Source organism: Stenotrophomonas sp. 220_Sma, from assembly GCF_056487375.1.
Map to the genome: position 1 here is coordinate 3284726 of NZ_CM151348.1, position 15363 is coordinate 3300088.

The following is a 15363-nucleotide window of genomic DNA, read 5'->3' on the forward strand; positions in this document are numbered from 1 at the left end:
TTGACACCGCGATCATTGCCCATGCCGCTGCCGCCTGGCCGGCAGCGGCATGGGCAATGGACCGGCACGGGGCCGGCCATTGCCTTTTTTCTTCCTGCCGATGCCGCCGGCGAACCGGCGGCATCGGGGTCGTGCATCTACATCCGGGCTTAGAAGCGGAAGCCCACTTCGGCCTTGATCTGGCGCGGAGTACCGATGATTTCGCCGGTCTCGTTGTAGCTGGCTTGCAGCTTGCCGTTGGTCTTGACGTAGTTGTAGGTGGAGAAGTTGTCGAAGTTGAACACGTTGATGATGTCGATACGCGCGTACAGCTCGGTATCGCCCGGCATCTTGAACGTCTTCGTCGCCTGCAGGTCCACCGAACGGTAGCCGAAGATCTTGCCACCCACCAGGAACTTGCCGGTGGCATTGGGCACGGCTGCCTGCGGGGTCGGCAGGGTGTAGCCGCTGGCCTGCATCACCGGATACCAGTCGTTGACGGCAGTCGGGGTTGCCAGGGTGATCTTGCCGCCGAAGGTGATGCCCCAGAAGCCCGCGTACGAACCGGTCACCACCAGGCGGTGGCGCGGCGCGCCGTTGGAGCGGATGGTCGGATAGTCACCGATCAGGCCGCGGTCAAACGCGTACTTCTCGTTGATGTCGCGGTTGTGGCGGGCGGTGGTCCAGGTGTAGGCGATCGAGGTGCCCCAGCCGCTTTCCTTGGTGAACGGCTTCTGCGCCGACAGCAGGACCTGGGTTGCACGGGTCTTGATGCCCTGCTGGCCAATGATCAGGCTGCCGAAGCCCGGCACGTTGCAGCTCCACGCCTGGCTCAGGCCCGGATCGGTGCCGCCACACAGGCGTGGGTCATCGAAGAACTGGCCGGTCGGGTAACGGTTGCCCAGCGTGAAGGCGAAACCGTCGTAGCTCAGGGTACGTGCGATGGTGGCATCGGTCAGCCACTCGCCGATCCGGTTGCTCATACCCAGGCTGAACTGGTCCGAATACGGCGCCTTCAGCTTGTTGTTCAACAGATCGACTTCCAGACCGGCATTGCTGGTCGCACCGACCAGCGACTGCAGGTTGCCGATGCCGTTGAGCAGGTTCGGATCCCAGTTGTAGCAGGCGGCCTGGCCGTTGATGCAGGTGCCGGTGTTGGGGTTGCGGAAGTAGATGGTCGGCTGCGGCAGGGCCAGCTTGGTGGTTTCCAGCTGCAGGTTGTCGAACAGGTCACGGTCGTAGGAACGGCCGGCACCACCGTGGATCACGTGCTGCTCGTCGGCATTGATGTCATACGAGAAGCCCAGGCGCGGCTGCCAGGCATCCTTGAACGCTTTGCGGTTATGACCGTTGCTGATGTAGTCGCTGATGTCCAGGCCGCCCAGCGCCAGCGAATCGGCGTAGGTCTGGCCGGCAGGCGCACGCGGATCCTGCGAATAGATGGCGTCGACCACCTGCTGCGGGGTTACGAAGTTCAGGTAGGTCGGAGTCTTTTCGTAGTCCCAGCGCAGGCCGATGTTCAGCTGCAGGTGGTCGTTGACCTGCCAGTCGTCCTGGATGAACACGCCGTACTGCTTGGACTTCGAACGGACTTCGCCGGACACCCCCGACACGCCGGTCACCGGCTTGACGAACTGCGCCTTGTACGGAATCGAATCAGGGAAGTCCGGATCGCCCAGGGAGTAGGTGAAGGTCGGGTTGATCTGTGCCGCATCGGAAGCGTACAGATCGATCTGCTTGTACTTCACGCCCATCTTGATGGTGTGGTCGCCAGCCCACTGGATGCCATCCAGAGTCAGGTTGTCTTCGATCGACCAGCCCTTCTGGCCCTTCACCTGCGAATCCAGCGCCGATGCGCCACCGATCTTCACCACGGTGCGGTCTTCGGGACCGTCCGGCGCGGTGTAGGTGATGCCGTTGGCCAGGGTCAGCGGGTTCGGATTGTTGAACGAATCTTCGTGAGTAACCATCAATTCGTTGTAGTAGCGCTCACCGCTGTGGTTCCAGCGCAGCGCGTAACGACGGTCGGTGTTGACCACCTCACGACCGGCCTCCGGCGAAGTCTGGCCACTGAACTGCGACTGGGTTTCGTCGCGGTCCTGGAAGGTCAGCTCAATGCGATCATTGTCGGTCGGCTCGAAGTCGATCTTGGCGAAGATCAGGTCCTGCTGGAACGGCTGGCTGGCCGGACCAAGGCCGGCGGCGCCGATGGCCGGCAGCAGACCGGCTGCACCTGTGACCGCACCATCCGGCGCGATGGTCACCGGCAGGTCGAAGCGCTTGGCTTCGTAGGTCACGAAGAAGTGGGCCTTGTCCTGGATGATCGGGCCACCCAGCGCGAAGCCGTATTCCTTCTCCGCCGAATCCTCCTTGCCCTTGTTCGGCTGGCGTTCGGCCGGGGTCATCGCGCGCATGCTGTCGTTGGTGTAACGGTAGAAGGCTTCGCCCTTGAACTCGTTGGTACCCGACTTGGTCGCAGCGGTGACGGCAGCACTGGAGACCTGGCCGTACTCGGCCTTGTAGTTGCCGCTGATGACCTTGTACTCGCCAATGGCCAGCTGCGGGAACGGATTGCCGGCGCTGCCGGACTGGCCCGCCACGCCACCGCCCTTCACGTAGCTCTTCTGGCCCACGCCGTCGATGTAGACGTTGGTGCCGTCGGCATTGGTGGCACCGCCGCGCAGCGAAGTGTTGCCCTTGGCATCACGGGTGAAGATCAGGCCCGGCACCGCGTCGGCGAATTCCAGGAAGTTGCGCGAGACCTGCGGCGTGGTCTGGATCTGCTGCAGGCTGACGGTCTTGCCGACTTCGGACGTGCGCACTTCCTGCAGCAGGGTCGGCGCGACAACGTTGACGGTGTCCAGGTTGGTGGCCGCGGTCGAACCCGGGGTACTGCTGGCGGCACCGGCGAAGTTCAGGGTGGCGGTCGAGGCCACGGTGACGGTGACCTTCTGGGTCTGGCCATTGGCGACCACGTCGTAGGTGCCCGGGTCCAGGCCCATCAGCGAGTAGCTGCCATCGGCACGGACGGTGCCGCGACGGACGGTGCCGGTGGCCACGTTGGTAGCGGTGACTTCAGAACCGGCCTGGGCGCCGGATACCTGGCCGCGCAGGCTGGCATTGGCCGACTGCGCCATGACGTTCGGAGCAGCAGCCAGCATCAGGCAGCTGACCAGTGCGGTGCTCAGCAGCCGGCGCGCCGGCGTGCGGAAGGTGGTGTGCATCATCAACTCAATCTCCGGGTGGCGGTAACCGCTCGCGCGGTCCCTGCGATCAATCAAAAAAGAAGGAACGCCTCTGGCTTCAATGGCCCGATGGCGGAGTGGTGGAATCGCGAACTATCAAGCGGGGAACCAGGGTCTGCTTGTCCCCTGTCCCGTCCGTGGAGGTGCCGTCCATCAACTGCAGCAGGCGCGTCATGGCCCGGTCGCCGAGCTCGGCGATGCTGACCTGCATGGTGGTCAGCGACGGGTGGACGAAACGCGCCAGTGGAATATCATCGAAACCCGCCAGGGCGACATCGGTCGGAACACGGACACCGGCCTGCGTGAATGCATACAGGCATCCCAGGGCCATCATGTCGTTGGCGGCGAACACGGCATCAGGCAGCGCTCCGGCTGCCAGCAACTCCTGACCGGCGCGATGGCCGGAAGCTTCGTCGAAATCACCGGGCAGCTCGATGCCCTCGGCGCCACCGCCAAAAGCCGCCAGCGCGTCACGGAAGCCGCGCAGGCGCTCGCGCGCGTCGAAGTTGAGATCCGGGCCAGAAATGAAAGCGATGCGACGGTGGCCAGCGTCAAGCAGATGGCGGGTCATCGCCATCGCACCGGCATGGTCGTCGATGCTCAGCACCGGGTGGTCCTGCCCGGGCAGATAGGTGTTGATCAACACCGTCGGCAACGACTGCGGCAGGTTGTCGGTCAGGAAACCGGGGCTCTCGGCATAGGGCGAGAGCACCAGCAGGCCGTCGACGCGGCCGCGCATGGCGCGCAGGGCCGCGCCCTGCTGCTCCTGGTCACCGTGGTAGCTGGACACCAGCAGGTGCTGGCGACGGCTACGGGCGACATTGTCGATGCCACGCATCAGTTCGGAGAAGAATTCGCCGTACAGGTCAGGCAGTACCACGCCCACCGTATTGGTGCGGCGGCTGCTCAGGCTGCGGGCGGCGGCGTGCGGGGTGTAACGCAGCCGTGCGGCCACCTCCAGCACAAGCTGGCGGACCGGTTCGGCGACATTTTCATGCCCGTTGAGCGCGCGGGAAACCGTGGCCACGGAGACCCGGGCTTCGCGAGCGACGTCTTTGATTGTGATAGCTGCCTTGTTCACGAAGCCGCCCTCCACGGCTTGGACCTACCAGCATTGGCGCGGAATGTAAGCGTTTCCATCTGGGCTTGTAAACAGTCCGTTAGGCGAATGTCCCGAAATGGACATGGAAATCTGTCTGCAGCGAGCCCCCGCAGGGACCCGCCAGGACAGCGTGGGACAAGGGCTCAGCCCTGTTCTGACGGGGTCTGCGCGCGGATGGACAACGCGTGGATATCGGTCTCCATCATCGTCCCCAGCGCGGCGTACACCGCGCGATGCCGGGCCAGCGGGCCCAGTCCGGCGAAGCGTTCACTGACCACATGTACGTTGAAATGGCCGCGGCCATCGCGCGCACCGGCATGGCCGGCGTGGCGATGGCTGTCGTCCTCGATCTCGAGCACGCTCGGCGCCAGCGCATGCTGCAGCGCATCACGCATTCGCGAGATCCGTTCCGCGTTCACGGCAACACCTTCCGGAACGGTCGCACCTGCACGCGGGTGTAGACGCCGGCGACCACGTACGGGTCGGCGTCGGCCCAGGCCTGGGCCTGCAGCAGCGACTCGAACTGCGCGATCACCACCGAACCACTGAAACCGGCCGGGCCCGGGTCTTCACTGTCCACCGCCGGGCAGGGGCCGGCCAGCAGCAGGCGTCCCTCGTCGCGCAGCGCGTGCAACCGCGCCAGGTGTTCCGGCCGCGCCTGCAGCCGCTGCGCCAGCACATCCTGGCCGTCATACCCTTCGATCACATACCACACCGGCATTTCCTCGCTTGCGTTGTCGGGTCCGCAGATTCTAGCCAATGCGGCCCCTGCCCCGGCCCGGCTGGACACTGGCGCAACAAAGGCTTACCCTAGACTCCATTGCACGTGGCTGGATGCAGCAGCCCGTCGGTTTTTGCGGCCAACGCAGCCCCCGACGACCGTCCCGCTGCTTCAAACCGGACCACCTGGCCGGGCCACGTAGACGACCTCCCCGTAGTTCCGTCGCTGCCGTTTCCTGCGGCGCGTCCTGCTGTTTGATATGTGTGGAATCGCGCCGATCCCGGCGTGTCTGGTGCCCTGGGGCTCCGTGGCGTTGGCCCGGCGAACCCGGTGCCGCGACTGGTCCGTTGCAATCCTGATGTCCATTAGATGACTTCCGAACTCGCGCCCGACGCGAACCCGCCAACCCGGCCGCCCGCCCCCCAGCAGCAGGAAATGCCGCTGGCCGTGGTGCATGGGCAACCGGTCCTGCAGATTCCGCAGGACCTGTACATTCCGCCGGACGCGCTGGAAGTCATCCTGGATGCCTTCGAAGGCCCGCTGGACCTGCTGCTGTACCTGATCCGCCGCCAGAACCTGGATGTCCTGGACATTCCCGTCGCCGAGATCACCCGGCAGTATGTGGAATACATCACCGTGATGCGCGAGCTGCGCTTCGAGCTGGCCGCCGAGTACCTGGTGATGGCCGCGATCCTGGCCGAGGTGAAGTCGCGCATGCTGCTGCCGCGCCCGGTCAGCGAGGAAGGCGATGAAGCCGACCCGCGCGCCGAGCTGGTGCGCCGGCTGCAGGAATACGAACGTTTCAAGCAGGCCGCCGAGGACATCGACGCCCTGCCCCGCCAGGACCGCGACACCAGCCTGGCCCATGCCTTCATGCCCGAACGCGCTACGGTGAAACTGCCGCCGCCGGTGGACCTGAAGGAGATGCTGCTGGCGCTGCACGACGTGCTCAAGCGCGCCGAGCTGTTCAGCGGCCACGCCATCAAGCGTGAGGCACTGAGCGTGCGGCAACGCATGGGCGAAGTGCTGGGACGCCTGGAAGATGGCAAGTTCTATCGTTTTGAAGGCTTGTTCACGGCCGAAGAAGGCAAGCTGGGCGTGCTGGTCACGTTCCTGGCGGTGCTGGAACTGGCCAAGGAACAGCTGCTGGACATCGTCCAGGAAGAACCGCTGGCGCCGATCTACGTGAAATCGCTGGCCGCCGGCAACACCAACGCCCCGCTGCAGTTCAGCAGCGAGTTCGACGACAACGACGCCGCCAATGCAGACGAGTGAGCGCTGACTGCCGATGGATCAATTGCTGATCAACCGCATTGTCGAAGGTGCGCTGCTGGCCTCCAGCCAGCCGCTCACCCTGGCCCAGCTGAAGGACCTGTTCCCGGAAGAGGAACCGGCACCGCCGGGCAGCATCGAACGCGCACTGGAACGCCTGCGCGAAGCCTGCGAAGGGCGCGGCGTGGAACTGGTCGAGGTCGCCTCCGGCTTCCGCTACCAGGTCACCGGCGAAGTGCATGGCTGGATCAGCCGGCTGTGGACCGAACGCAAGACCCGTTACACCCGCGCCACCCTGGAAACCCTGGCGCTGATCGCCTACCGGCAGCCGATCACCCGTGGCGAAATCGAGCAGGTGCGCGGCGTGGCGGTCAGCAGCAACATCATCCAGGCGCTGGAAGAACGCGAGTGGATCCGCGTGGTCGGCCACCGCGACGTACCCGGCAAGCCGGCGCTGTTCGGCACCACCAAGGGCTTTCTGGATTATTTCGGCCTGAAGCGATTGGATGAGCTGCCGCCACTGTCGGAACTGAAGGACCTGGGCGAGCTGGAACCCCAGCTGTCCCTGGACCGCGATGCACCGGCAACGGCAAGCGCCGACGGTCCTGACATCTCGGCCGGCGACGAAGGCGCTGCCGCGAACGATGATGCCGGCCTGGCCGGCAGTGACACCCCCGATTCCGCCGACGCAGCCCCTGCGCCGGCTTCCGATGAGCAAGCACCTTCGCCCCTCGATGATGGGCACCCCGATTCCGCGCCGGGCGAGCGCGCGGTGCCAGTGAACGAACGCGAAGACAACGCCGTCGCGATGACGACCGTGGCTGTTGACCAAGCCGATTCCGAACCAGAGGCCGACCCCGAAACCGTCGGCCGGAGCAAAACTGATGAGTGACACCCCTCGCAAGCTGTCGTTGAACAAGCTCTCGCTCAAGCGTGAAGCCACCTCCGAACAGTTCAAGTTGGAAGAACGCCTGCACAAGGTGCTGGCACAGGCCGGCCTTGGCTCGCGCCGCGCGCTGGAACAGCGCATCGCCGAAGGCCTGGTCAAGGTCAACGGTGAAGTCGCGCAGACCGGCATGTCGGTCAAGAGCGGCGACAAGATCGAACTGGATGGCCGTGGCTTCGTCGCCACCGCCCTGGCCGAGCCGTCGCGCGTGCTGGTCTACAACAAGCCGGAAGGCGAAGTGACCACCCGCGATGATCCGGAAGGCCGCCCGACCGTGTTCGAATCGCTGCCGCCACTGAAGGGCGCGCGCTGGATCGCGATCGGCCGCCTCGACATCAACACCACCGGCCTGCTGCTGGCCACCACCGACGGTGAACTGGCCAACGCCATGATGCACCCGTCGTTCGAGGTCGAGCGCGAATACGTGGTGCGCGTGCGCGCGCCGGAAGGCGAGGAAAAGGTCTCCGACGCCATCGTCGACCGCCTCACCCGTGGCGTCGCGCTGGAAGACGGTCCGGCCAAGTTCGACGAGATCGAACGCATCGGCGGCACAGACTCGCACGACTGGTTCCGCGTCGTGGTGAAGGAAGGCCGCAACCGCGAAGTGCGTCGCCTGTGGGAGTCGCAGGGCTGCCAGGTCAGCCGCCTGAAGCGCACCCGCTACGGCAAGGTGAGCCTGCCGCGCGAACTGGCCCGCGGCCATTCGGTGGAACTGGGCACCGCCCAGGTGGAAGCCCTGCGTGCGCAGCTGAAGCTGGAAGAAGGCGCACCGTCGGCACTGACCCTGCAGCCGGTGATCGGCCAGCGCCGTGCCGCCAAGACCACCGTGCGCGTGCGCGAAGGTGGCCGCGGCAACGCCTACGTCAACGGTCACAACACCGCTGACGAAGGCCGCGAGCTGCGTCGTTTCGACAACGTCCGCGAAGACCGCGGCCGTGGTCGCGGCGGCAAGGGCGGCGGCTTCAAGGGCGGCCTGACGGTCAGCGGCGAAGCGGCGGCCAAGCAGTCGCAGAAGCCGTTCAAGCAGCGTGCCCAGAAGAACGACCGTTCGCTGCCGGAAGGCAATCCGGCCGCGTTCCGCACCTGGTACGTGCCGGATGGCGTGAGCACCGGCCCGAGCGGACATCGCAATGCCGGTCCGGGCGCACGTGGCCCGGGTGCCCGTGGTCCGGGCGCAGGCGGCCAGGGCCGTCCGTACGGCAAGCCGAAGGGTCCGGGTGCTGGCGCCGGTGGCGGCCAGGGCCGTGGCGGCTTCGGCGGTGAAGGCCGTGGCGGCGCAGGCGGCCAAGGTCGTCCGGCCGGCGCGGGCAACCGCTCGCAGGGCCAGGGCAACAAGCACCCGTACGGCCATCCGGGCAATGCCCCGAGCTTCCCGTCCGACCACGCCACCCCGGGCTTCAACCCGTATGGCAGCCCGAAGCCGGCGCAGGGCGCCCGTCCGGGCGGTCGCGGTCCGGGCGGTGGCAACAACCGTGGCCCGGGCGGTAACCGTGGTCCCGGTGGTCCGGGTGGCAACCGCGGTCCGGGCGGCCCGCGCCGCAGCGGCCCGCGCGGCGGCTGATCAGCGATCCGACTGAAATGAAAAACCCCAGCTCCGGCCGGGGTTTTTCTTTAAAAAGGGGACGGAGGGGATTAAGTCGTTTTTGCCACGGCGTGTGTCGAAGGGGCGAAAGCGACTTAATCCCCTCCGTCCCCTTTTGCGTGGCGCTGGAACGCGGCGGGTGTGGTGCCGGTCATGCTGCGGAAGAAGGCGATGAACGGGCTCTCGGCGGAGAAGCCGGTGTCCTGCGCCACATGCGCGACGCGATGGCCGAGCAGCAGCAGCTCCATGGCCCGCATCAGGCGCCATTGCTGGCGCCAGGCCTGGTAGCTCATGCCGGTATCACGCTGCATCAACCGGCCGACGGTACGCGCGCTCAGGCCCGTGCGCGCGGCCAGCTCCCCCAGTTCAGGCGGCAGCTGTTCGGCCAGCGGCAAGCACCGTGCGATCCGCGGATCACGCGGCAGAGGCAGGTCCATCGGCGCCACCGGTGCAGCGGCGATTTCCAGCACGCACAACGCCAGTTGATGGTGTGCGCGCGGCGACTGCCAGTCATGGTCGAACGGTGCCTGCGCGATCGGCTCCAGCAAGGCCTGCAGCAGCGGGCCCACGCCGATGATGGCCGGCTGGCGGGGCAGCTGGGCCGACAGGGTGGCATCGAAGTACAACGAACGGTAGTCGACCGCCTGGCGCATCTGCGCGCGATGGCGCAGCCCACCCGGAATCCACGCTGCGCGCGCGGGCGGCAGCAGGCTGATGCGATCACCGTAGGTCAGGCGCGTACAGCCCTGCCGGGTGTACAGCAGCTGCGCGCGCGCATGCTGGTGCCAACCCGAGTCGTGATCGGCCAATGAGGCCGCGATACCCAGCACCGGAGCGCCCCAGGCATCGGCGTCGAAGTGCGCATCAGGCTGCAACCAGGCCATGTCTGATTTCATGCATTCGATGACAGGATAGACAGAGTGCGCCATTGCGGACGCAACCACAATGCGCGGCCCTGTTTCTGGAGCGCCCGCATGTCGCGCCGCCTGTTGCTGCTCACCATTGCACTGCTGATGTTTCCGCAGTTGGCACAGACCCTGTACAGCCCGGCCCTGGCCGATCTGGCCGAACGCTTCGCCCTGCCGCCGAGTGCCGCCAGCCAGGCCATGAGCCTGTACCTGTTCGGCTTCGCTGCAGGCGTGCTGCTGTGGGGGCGCCTGGCCGATCGTATCGGTCGTCGACCCGCCCTCCTCTGTGGCCTCGGCGTCTTCGCAGTGGCTGCACTGGGCGGCCTGATGGCTGGCAGCTTCGGCCAGGTGCTGCTGGCCCAGGCGTTGGCCGCAGTCGGCGCCGCCGCCGCTTCGGTGGTCACCCAGACCGTGCTGCGCGACCATCTGCAGGGGCCGGCATTGGCGCAGGCATTCTCCTGGATCGGCATGGCCCTCGCCCTGAGCCCGGCCATCGGTCTTGCACTGGGCACGCTGCTGGTCACCGCCAATGGCTATCTCGGCGTACAGTCCGGCCTGCTGCTGATAGCTGCCCTGCTGGCAGTCGCATGCCTGGCTGGCCTGCGCGAAAGCCGCCCTGCACAGATCCCGCACACGCTCATGCTGCCGCTGCTGCGGGAACTGCTGCGCGATCGCTGGATCTGGTCACACGCGTTGCTGGTGATGGCCTTCAACGTGGCGATGTACAGCTGGTATGCACTCGGCCCCTTCGTGTTTGCGCGCCTGCACTGGCCAGCCACCTGGTTCGGCGCCAGCGGCGCGGTGCTGGCATTGGGCTCGGCACTGGGCGCGTGGGGCAATGGCCGCCTGCTGCGTGCAGGCGTTGCCGCAACCACGCGCATCCGCATCGCCGCAGGACTGGTCCTGACGGGAGGCCTGCTGGCCACGCTGCTGGATGATCACCCTGCCCTGGTCGCGGCGATGGTGCCGGTGGTGACGGGCTTCGGCCTTGCCATTCCCAATGTGCTCGGCCAGGCTCTGCGCGGCTATCCGCATTGTCTCGGCAGCGCAGGCGCGCTGTTCGGCCTGCTCTACTACCTGTTGATCGGCGCGGCAATGGCGTTGGTCGGCGCAGTGCAGCTGCTGGCACCGACCCTCATCGTGTGTGGCCTGCTGGCCTTGTGGCTGCAGCCGCGGCCTTAGGAATTGCTGCAAAAGCAGCGCACTGTGCGTGGCTTCCGGGAACGGCTTTGATTCCCTGGCTATCGTGCGCGCTCTCCCACACCAGGCAGATGCCCATGATCACCATTACCGCCGAACAGGCACGCGCCAACGCCGATGCCGCCAAGCGCCCGATCGAACAGTTCTACCGCGACCTCGACAACTCGATCCAGATCGGCTCGGAGAATGGCCGCCGCTATCTCGTGTTCGGCTTCAGCCAGGTGATGGCCAGCGAGCAGCTCGTCGAAGACGTGACCGCACAACTGCTCAAGAATGGTTTCGGTGTCGAACGGTTGTTGAGCGATTCCGAACAGCACTACATCCGCATCAGCTGGGGATCTGCCGAGCCGTCGCGCCTCAGCGCCGGCTGAGGGTGAACGCGGTGCCGTCCACGCCCAGGTCCCAGCCCTTGCCGGTACCGGACAGGGCCAGCGAGATGTCGCCCTTGGTCATCACCTGCGCGTTGCTGGACTTCACCGCACCGGCGTGCGCACCCACCGAGGCGTAAGTACCCAGCAGTTCGTTGACGCTGACCGCGCCGGTGAAGCTGCCACGCCCGTTGGTGATCTTCGACTTGCCCACGGTCAGGCCGCCGCCCTTCATCTGGATGCGCACCGGCATGCTGGCGCCGTTGCTGCAGGTGACCGTGCCATTGCCGGAGGCGGTCTTGTAGATCAGCGACCAGCCGGAGAGGTTGTAGCGCAGCTCGCAGTCGAGGTTGCCGGCGGCGTGCGCGGCCGGGGCCAGCGATGCGGCGGACAGGGCCAGCAGCAGGGCGAAGGACGTGTTCATGGCAGGACTTCCAGTTCGGTCGGACTGGCGGCGAATCTAGCAGCGCGCGCGTGCACGTTGAATGCAGGCGCGCGCGCTGGTGCGGCGGCGTTCAGGCCGTCGCTCAGGCCTGCTCGTCCAGGTGGAAGGCATCGGCATCGAGCATCGCCGGGAAGCGTGCGCGGTGTGCAGCCAGCGCATCAGCCGAGATGGTGGTGGTGACCACCTGTTCGCGCTCGCGGATTTCCACCTGTGGCTGGCCGAGGAAGTCGATCACCGCGCTGTCACCGGCGTAATGCAGCTGGTTGCCATCGACGCCGACACGGTTCACCGCGGCAACGAAGCACAGATTCTCGATCGCACGTGCACGCAGCAGTGTCTTCCACGCATAGGCACGTGCCGACGGCCAGTTGGCGACGAATATCTGCAGGTCGAAATCCAGCTGCTGTGGACGTTCAACGTTGTAGCGGTTGCGGCAGAACACCGGGAAACGCAGGTCGTAGCAGACCTGCGGATTGATCCGCCAGCCCTTCCATTCCACGCTCAGGCGCTCGCGGCCGGCCGCATAGCGCTCGTGCTCGCCGCCATAGCGGAACAGGTGGCGCTTGTCGTAGTACTGCAGCTCGCCGTCGGGCGTGGCGAACAGCAGCCGGTTGTAGACGCCTTCGCCATCACGCAGCTGCACGCTGCCGATCACCGCCGCGTCCAGCGCCTTGGCCTGTTCGCGCACCCAGGCCACGGTCGGACCATCCATGCCTTCGGCCTGGGCGATGGCTTCATTGGAGAAACCACTGGTGAACGTCTCCGGCAGGATCACCAAGTCGGTGGTGCCGGCCAGCGGTGCCAGCAGCGCGCCGTAGTACTCACGGTTGCCCGCCGGGTCATGCCAGCGGGTGTCGCCCTGGACGAGGGAAATGCGCAGGTCCTGCATGTTCACGCCTCGCTCAGAGCAGGCGCAGGCGTTCGATCGCCGCGTCCATCGTTGCTTCATTCTTGGCGAAGCACAGGCGCACCAGGCGCTGGCCGGCCGGCGGATTTTCGTAGAACGGCGACAGCGGAATGGCAGTGACGCCCTTCTCGATGGTCAGCCACTTCACGAACTCATGGTCCGGCAGGTCGCTGATGGCCGAGTAGTCGACCAGCTGGAAGTAACCGCCCGGCACCGGCAGCGCCTTCAGCCGGGTGCTGGCCAGCTGTTCGCGGAAGCGATCGCGCTTGGCCTGGTAGAACGCACCCAGCTCCAGGTGGTGTTCGGGCTCATCGCGGATCATCGCGGCGAAGCCGTACTGCGCCGGGCCGAAGCTGGTGAAGGTGTTGTACTGGTGCACCTTGCGGAACTCGGCGGTCAGCGCCGGCGGGGCGATCGCATAGCCGATCTTCCAGCCAGTGCAGTGGTAGGTCTTGCCGAAACTGGAGATGACGAACGCGCGCTCGCGCAGTTCCGGGTAGCGCAGCGCCGACTCGTGGCGGCGACCGTCGTAGATGATGTGTTCGTACACCTCATCGGAGATCAGGTAGATCTGCGTGCCGCGCAGCAGCTCGGCCAGCGCCTGCATGTCCTGCGCCGACAGCATCGCACCGGACGGATTGTGCGGGGTGTTGACGATCAGCATGCGGGTACGCGGGGTGATCGCCGCACGCACGCGGTCCCAGTCGACGGCGAAGGTCTGCGGATCCAGCGACACATGCACGGCCTTGGCGCCGGCCAGATCGATCGCCGGTTCATAGCAGTCATACGCCGGGTCGAGCACGATCACTTCCTCGCCCGCACGCACCACGGCATGGATGGCGTTGAAGATGGCCTCGGTGCCGCCGCTGGTGACGGTGATTTCGCTGTCCGCGTCGACCTGCGCGCCGTAGCAGTCCAACGCCTTCTGCGCGATGGCCTGGCGCAGCGGCGCCACACCCGTCATCGGCGGGTACTGGTTCAGCCCGGCGGCCATCGCCCTGGCGGTTTCATCGATCAGGCGCTGCGGTGCGGAAAAGTCCGGGAACCCCTGACCGAGGTTGACCGCGCCGTGTTCGGCGGCGAGCTGGGACATCACGGTGAAGATCGTGGTACCGACCTTGGGCAGCTTGGTGGTGGGTTGCATCGGCCTGGGCTGTGGGGGAACAAGGGATCCGAGTTTACGCAATCCGCGCGACGGTAGTGCCGGCCGCTGGCCGGCAACCTCGGCCCACGCGACTGGCACCCTGGGGAATTGCCGGCCAGCGGCCGGCACTACCGCAGGCATTCACCGCTACAATTGCCGCCGCACTCCGGCATGAAGACCTTTGCCCCTTGAACACCCCTGCATTGCTGGCCGCCAGCGGCCTGAGCTTTTCCCGCAATGACGAGCCGGTGTTCGGCCCGCTGGACTTCCATGTGGACGCCGGCGAAGCCCTGCTGGTGCAGGGCGGCAATGGCGCCGGCAAAACCACCCTGCTGCGCGTGCTGGCGGGCCTGGCCCGGCCTGGTGCCGGGCAGGTGCAGATCGATGGCAGGCCGGCCGGCAATGCCGAGCGCGCGCGTTACGTCGCCTACCTCAGCCACCTGCCCGCATTGAAGCCAGACCTGGACACGCTGGAGAACCTGCACTTCCTGTGCGGCCTGCACGGACGGCGTGCGCGGCAGATGCCCGGCAACGCGCTGGCCATCGTCGGCTTGGCCGGTTATGAGGACACTCTCGTTCGGCATCTGTCCGCCGGGCAGAAGCGGCGGCTGGCACTGGCACGCATCTGGCTGTCACCGGCGCCGTTGTGGCTGCTCGACGAACCCTATGCCAACCTCGACCTGGAGGGCATCACCCTGGTCAACCGGATGATTTCCGCGCATCTGCGTGCCGGCGGCGCTGCACTGGTCACCACCCACGGCGCCTATGCCGCACCACCGGTGCGTACCCGCCAGCTCGACCTCGGCGGTACCGCATGATCGCGCCAGGCACCGAACCGGGCCTGTGGCAGACCGCAGCGGCCCTGCTCAAGCGCGACCTGCGCCTGCTCTGGCGCCGCCGGGGCGATGCGCTGCAGCCGCTGCTGTTCGCGGTACTGGTGGTGGTGCTGTTCGCGCTCGCCCAGGGCCGCGAACCGCAACTACTGGCCGCCACCGCCGGCGCGGTGCTGTGGCTGGCCGTGCTGCTGGCCGGCCAGCTGTCACTGGATTCACTGTTCCGCTCCGATGCCGAAGACGGCTCGCTGGAGCAATGGCTGCTGGCGCCGGTGCCGCTGGCCTGGCTGGTGCTGGTGCGCGTGCTGCTGCACTGGGCCACCACTGCGCTGCCGCTGATCGTGGTCAGCCCGTTGCTGGCCGAAATGCTGCATCTGCCGCATGACCAGCTGCCGATGTTGCTGGCATCGTTGCTGCTGGGAACGCCGTTGCTGAGCCTGATCGGTGGCGTGGTCGCCGCGCTGACCGTAGGCATCCGGCGCTCTGGTATTCTCGTGGCGTTGCTGTCGTTGCCGCTGTACGTGCCGGTGCTGGTGTTCGGTGCAGGCAGCCTGGCAGCGGCGGGACGCGGACAGGATCCGGTCGGTGCGCTGCTGATGCTGGGCGCCGGCCTGCTGGTCGCGCTGGTGCTGGCGCCGTTGGCCACCGCCGCTGCAATACGTATTTCTCTGAGTTGACCGAGCTGAGAGCCAATCCACCCCTGCTGGATAG

General features: G+C 66.5%; 15 protein-coding genes. 7 read left to right on the forward strand and 8 right to left on the reverse strand.

The genetic code is table 11. The features are described 5' to 3' along the window. Window positions 1–149: 149 nt before the first annotated feature. The 4 genes from ACZLIB_RS15440 to ACZLIB_RS15455 all read right to left on the reverse strand — a co-directional run bounded on the left by ACZLIB_RS15440 (window position 150) and on the right by ACZLIB_RS15455 (window position 5041). Window positions 150–3206 (reverse strand): TonB-dependent receptor, encoded by a 3057-nt coding sequence (locus tag ACZLIB_RS15440; protein WP_032129773.1) that lies wholly within the window; start codon window positions 3204–3206, stop codon window positions 150–152. Window positions 3207–3282: 76 nt separating this feature from the next. Continuing rightward, window positions 3283–4320 (reverse strand): LacI family DNA-binding transcriptional regulator, encoded by a 1038-nt coding sequence (locus tag ACZLIB_RS15445; protein ID WP_032129774.1) that lies wholly within the window; start codon window positions 4318–4320, stop codon window positions 3283–3285. A 149-nt stretch (window positions 4321–4469) separates the two neighbouring features. After that, a complete protein-coding gene (locus ACZLIB_RS15450; RefSeq protein ID WP_434060509.1) occupies window positions 4470–4745 on the reverse strand; it encodes a BolA family protein in 276 nt (91 codons plus the stop codon). Further along, a complete protein-coding gene (locus ACZLIB_RS15455; RefSeq protein ID WP_164080200.1) occupies window positions 4742–5041 on the reverse strand; it encodes a YciI family protein in 300 nt (99 codons plus the stop codon). Before ACZLIB_RS15455 ends, ACZLIB_RS15450 begins: the two co-directional genes overlap by 4 nt. Before the next feature lie 375 nt (window positions 5042–5416). Here ACZLIB_RS15455 and ACZLIB_RS15460 point away from each other — a divergent pair, with 375 nt between their 5' ends. From ACZLIB_RS15460 to ACZLIB_RS15470, 3 genes are read left to right on the forward strand one after another with little or no spacing between them, the layout of a single operon-like run. Further along, a complete protein-coding gene (locus ACZLIB_RS15460; protein WP_478468069.1) occupies window positions 5417–6322 on the forward strand; it encodes a segregation and condensation protein A in 906 nt (301 codons plus the stop codon). 13 nt (window positions 6323–6335) lie between these two features. Continuing rightward, entirely contained in the window at window positions 6336–7211 is an 876-nt protein-coding gene (scpB, locus tag ACZLIB_RS15465; RefSeq protein ID WP_125894427.1) for an SMC-Scp complex subunit ScpB, read from the forward strand. Continuing rightward, a complete protein-coding gene (locus tag ACZLIB_RS15470) occupies window positions 7204–8826 on the forward strand; it encodes a pseudouridine synthase (RefSeq protein WP_423175015.1) in 1623 nt (540 codons plus the stop codon). The genes scpB and ACZLIB_RS15470 overlap by 8 nt, the downstream gene beginning before the upstream one ends. A gap of 116 nt (window positions 8827–8942) precedes the next feature. Here the strand turns inward: ACZLIB_RS15470 and ACZLIB_RS15475 are convergent, their stop codons facing one another. Next, a complete protein-coding gene (locus ACZLIB_RS15475) occupies window positions 8943–9731 on the reverse strand; it encodes an AraC family transcriptional regulator (protein ID WP_414578492.1) in 789 nt (262 codons plus the stop codon). A 90-nt stretch (window positions 9732–9821) separates the two neighbouring features. Here ACZLIB_RS15475 and ACZLIB_RS15480 point away from each other — a divergent pair, with 90 nt between their 5' ends. Together ACZLIB_RS15480 and ACZLIB_RS15485 are read left to right on the forward strand one after the other, a co-directional pair. After that, window positions 9822–10937 carry an MFS transporter gene (locus ACZLIB_RS15480; RefSeq protein ID WP_478468070.1) on the forward strand — a complete coding sequence of 372 codons (1116 nt, stop codon included), beginning with the start codon at window positions 9822–9824 and terminating at the stop codon, window positions 10935–10937. Between the two features lie 95 nt (window positions 10938–11032). After that, window positions 11033–11326 (forward strand): hypothetical protein, encoded by a 294-nt coding sequence (locus ACZLIB_RS15485; RefSeq protein ID WP_032129780.1) that lies wholly within the window; start codon window positions 11033–11035, stop codon window positions 11324–11326. Here ACZLIB_RS15485 and ACZLIB_RS15490 read toward each other — a convergent pair. From ACZLIB_RS15490 to ACZLIB_RS15500, 3 genes are all read right to left on the reverse strand, one after another. Next, entirely contained in the window at window positions 11313–11747 is a 435-nt protein-coding gene (locus tag ACZLIB_RS15490; protein WP_032129781.1) for a hypothetical protein, read from the reverse strand. The two genes, ACZLIB_RS15485 and ACZLIB_RS15490, sit on opposite strands and share 14 nt — an antisense overlap. 103 nt (window positions 11748–11850) lie before the next feature. Next, on the reverse strand, window positions 11851–12657 hold the full coding sequence (locus tag ACZLIB_RS15495; protein WP_032129782.1) for an amidohydrolase: 807 nt from the start codon (window positions 12655–12657) through the stop codon (window positions 11851–11853). Between the two features lie 13 nt (window positions 12658–12670). Further along, entirely contained in the window at window positions 12671–13819 is a 1149-nt protein-coding gene (locus tag ACZLIB_RS15500; RefSeq protein WP_032129783.1) for a pyridoxal phosphate-dependent aminotransferase, read from the reverse strand. 188 nt (window positions 13820–14007) lie between these two features. Between ACZLIB_RS15500 and ccmA the strand changes: the two genes are divergently transcribed. Both ccmA and ccmB read left to right on the forward strand, forming a co-directional pair. Next, a complete protein-coding gene (gene ccmA / locus ACZLIB_RS15505; protein ID WP_032129784.1) occupies window positions 14008–14637 on the forward strand; it encodes a heme ABC exporter ATP-binding protein CcmA in 630 nt (209 codons plus the stop codon). After that, window positions 14634–15329 carry a heme exporter protein CcmB gene (gene ccmB / locus ACZLIB_RS15510; protein WP_032129785.1) on the forward strand — a complete coding sequence of 232 codons (696 nt, stop codon included), beginning with the start codon at window positions 14634–14636 and terminating at the stop codon, window positions 15327–15329. Before ccmA ends, ccmB begins: the two co-directional genes overlap by 4 nt. The last annotated feature ends 34 nt before the right edge of the window (window positions 15330–15363 follow it).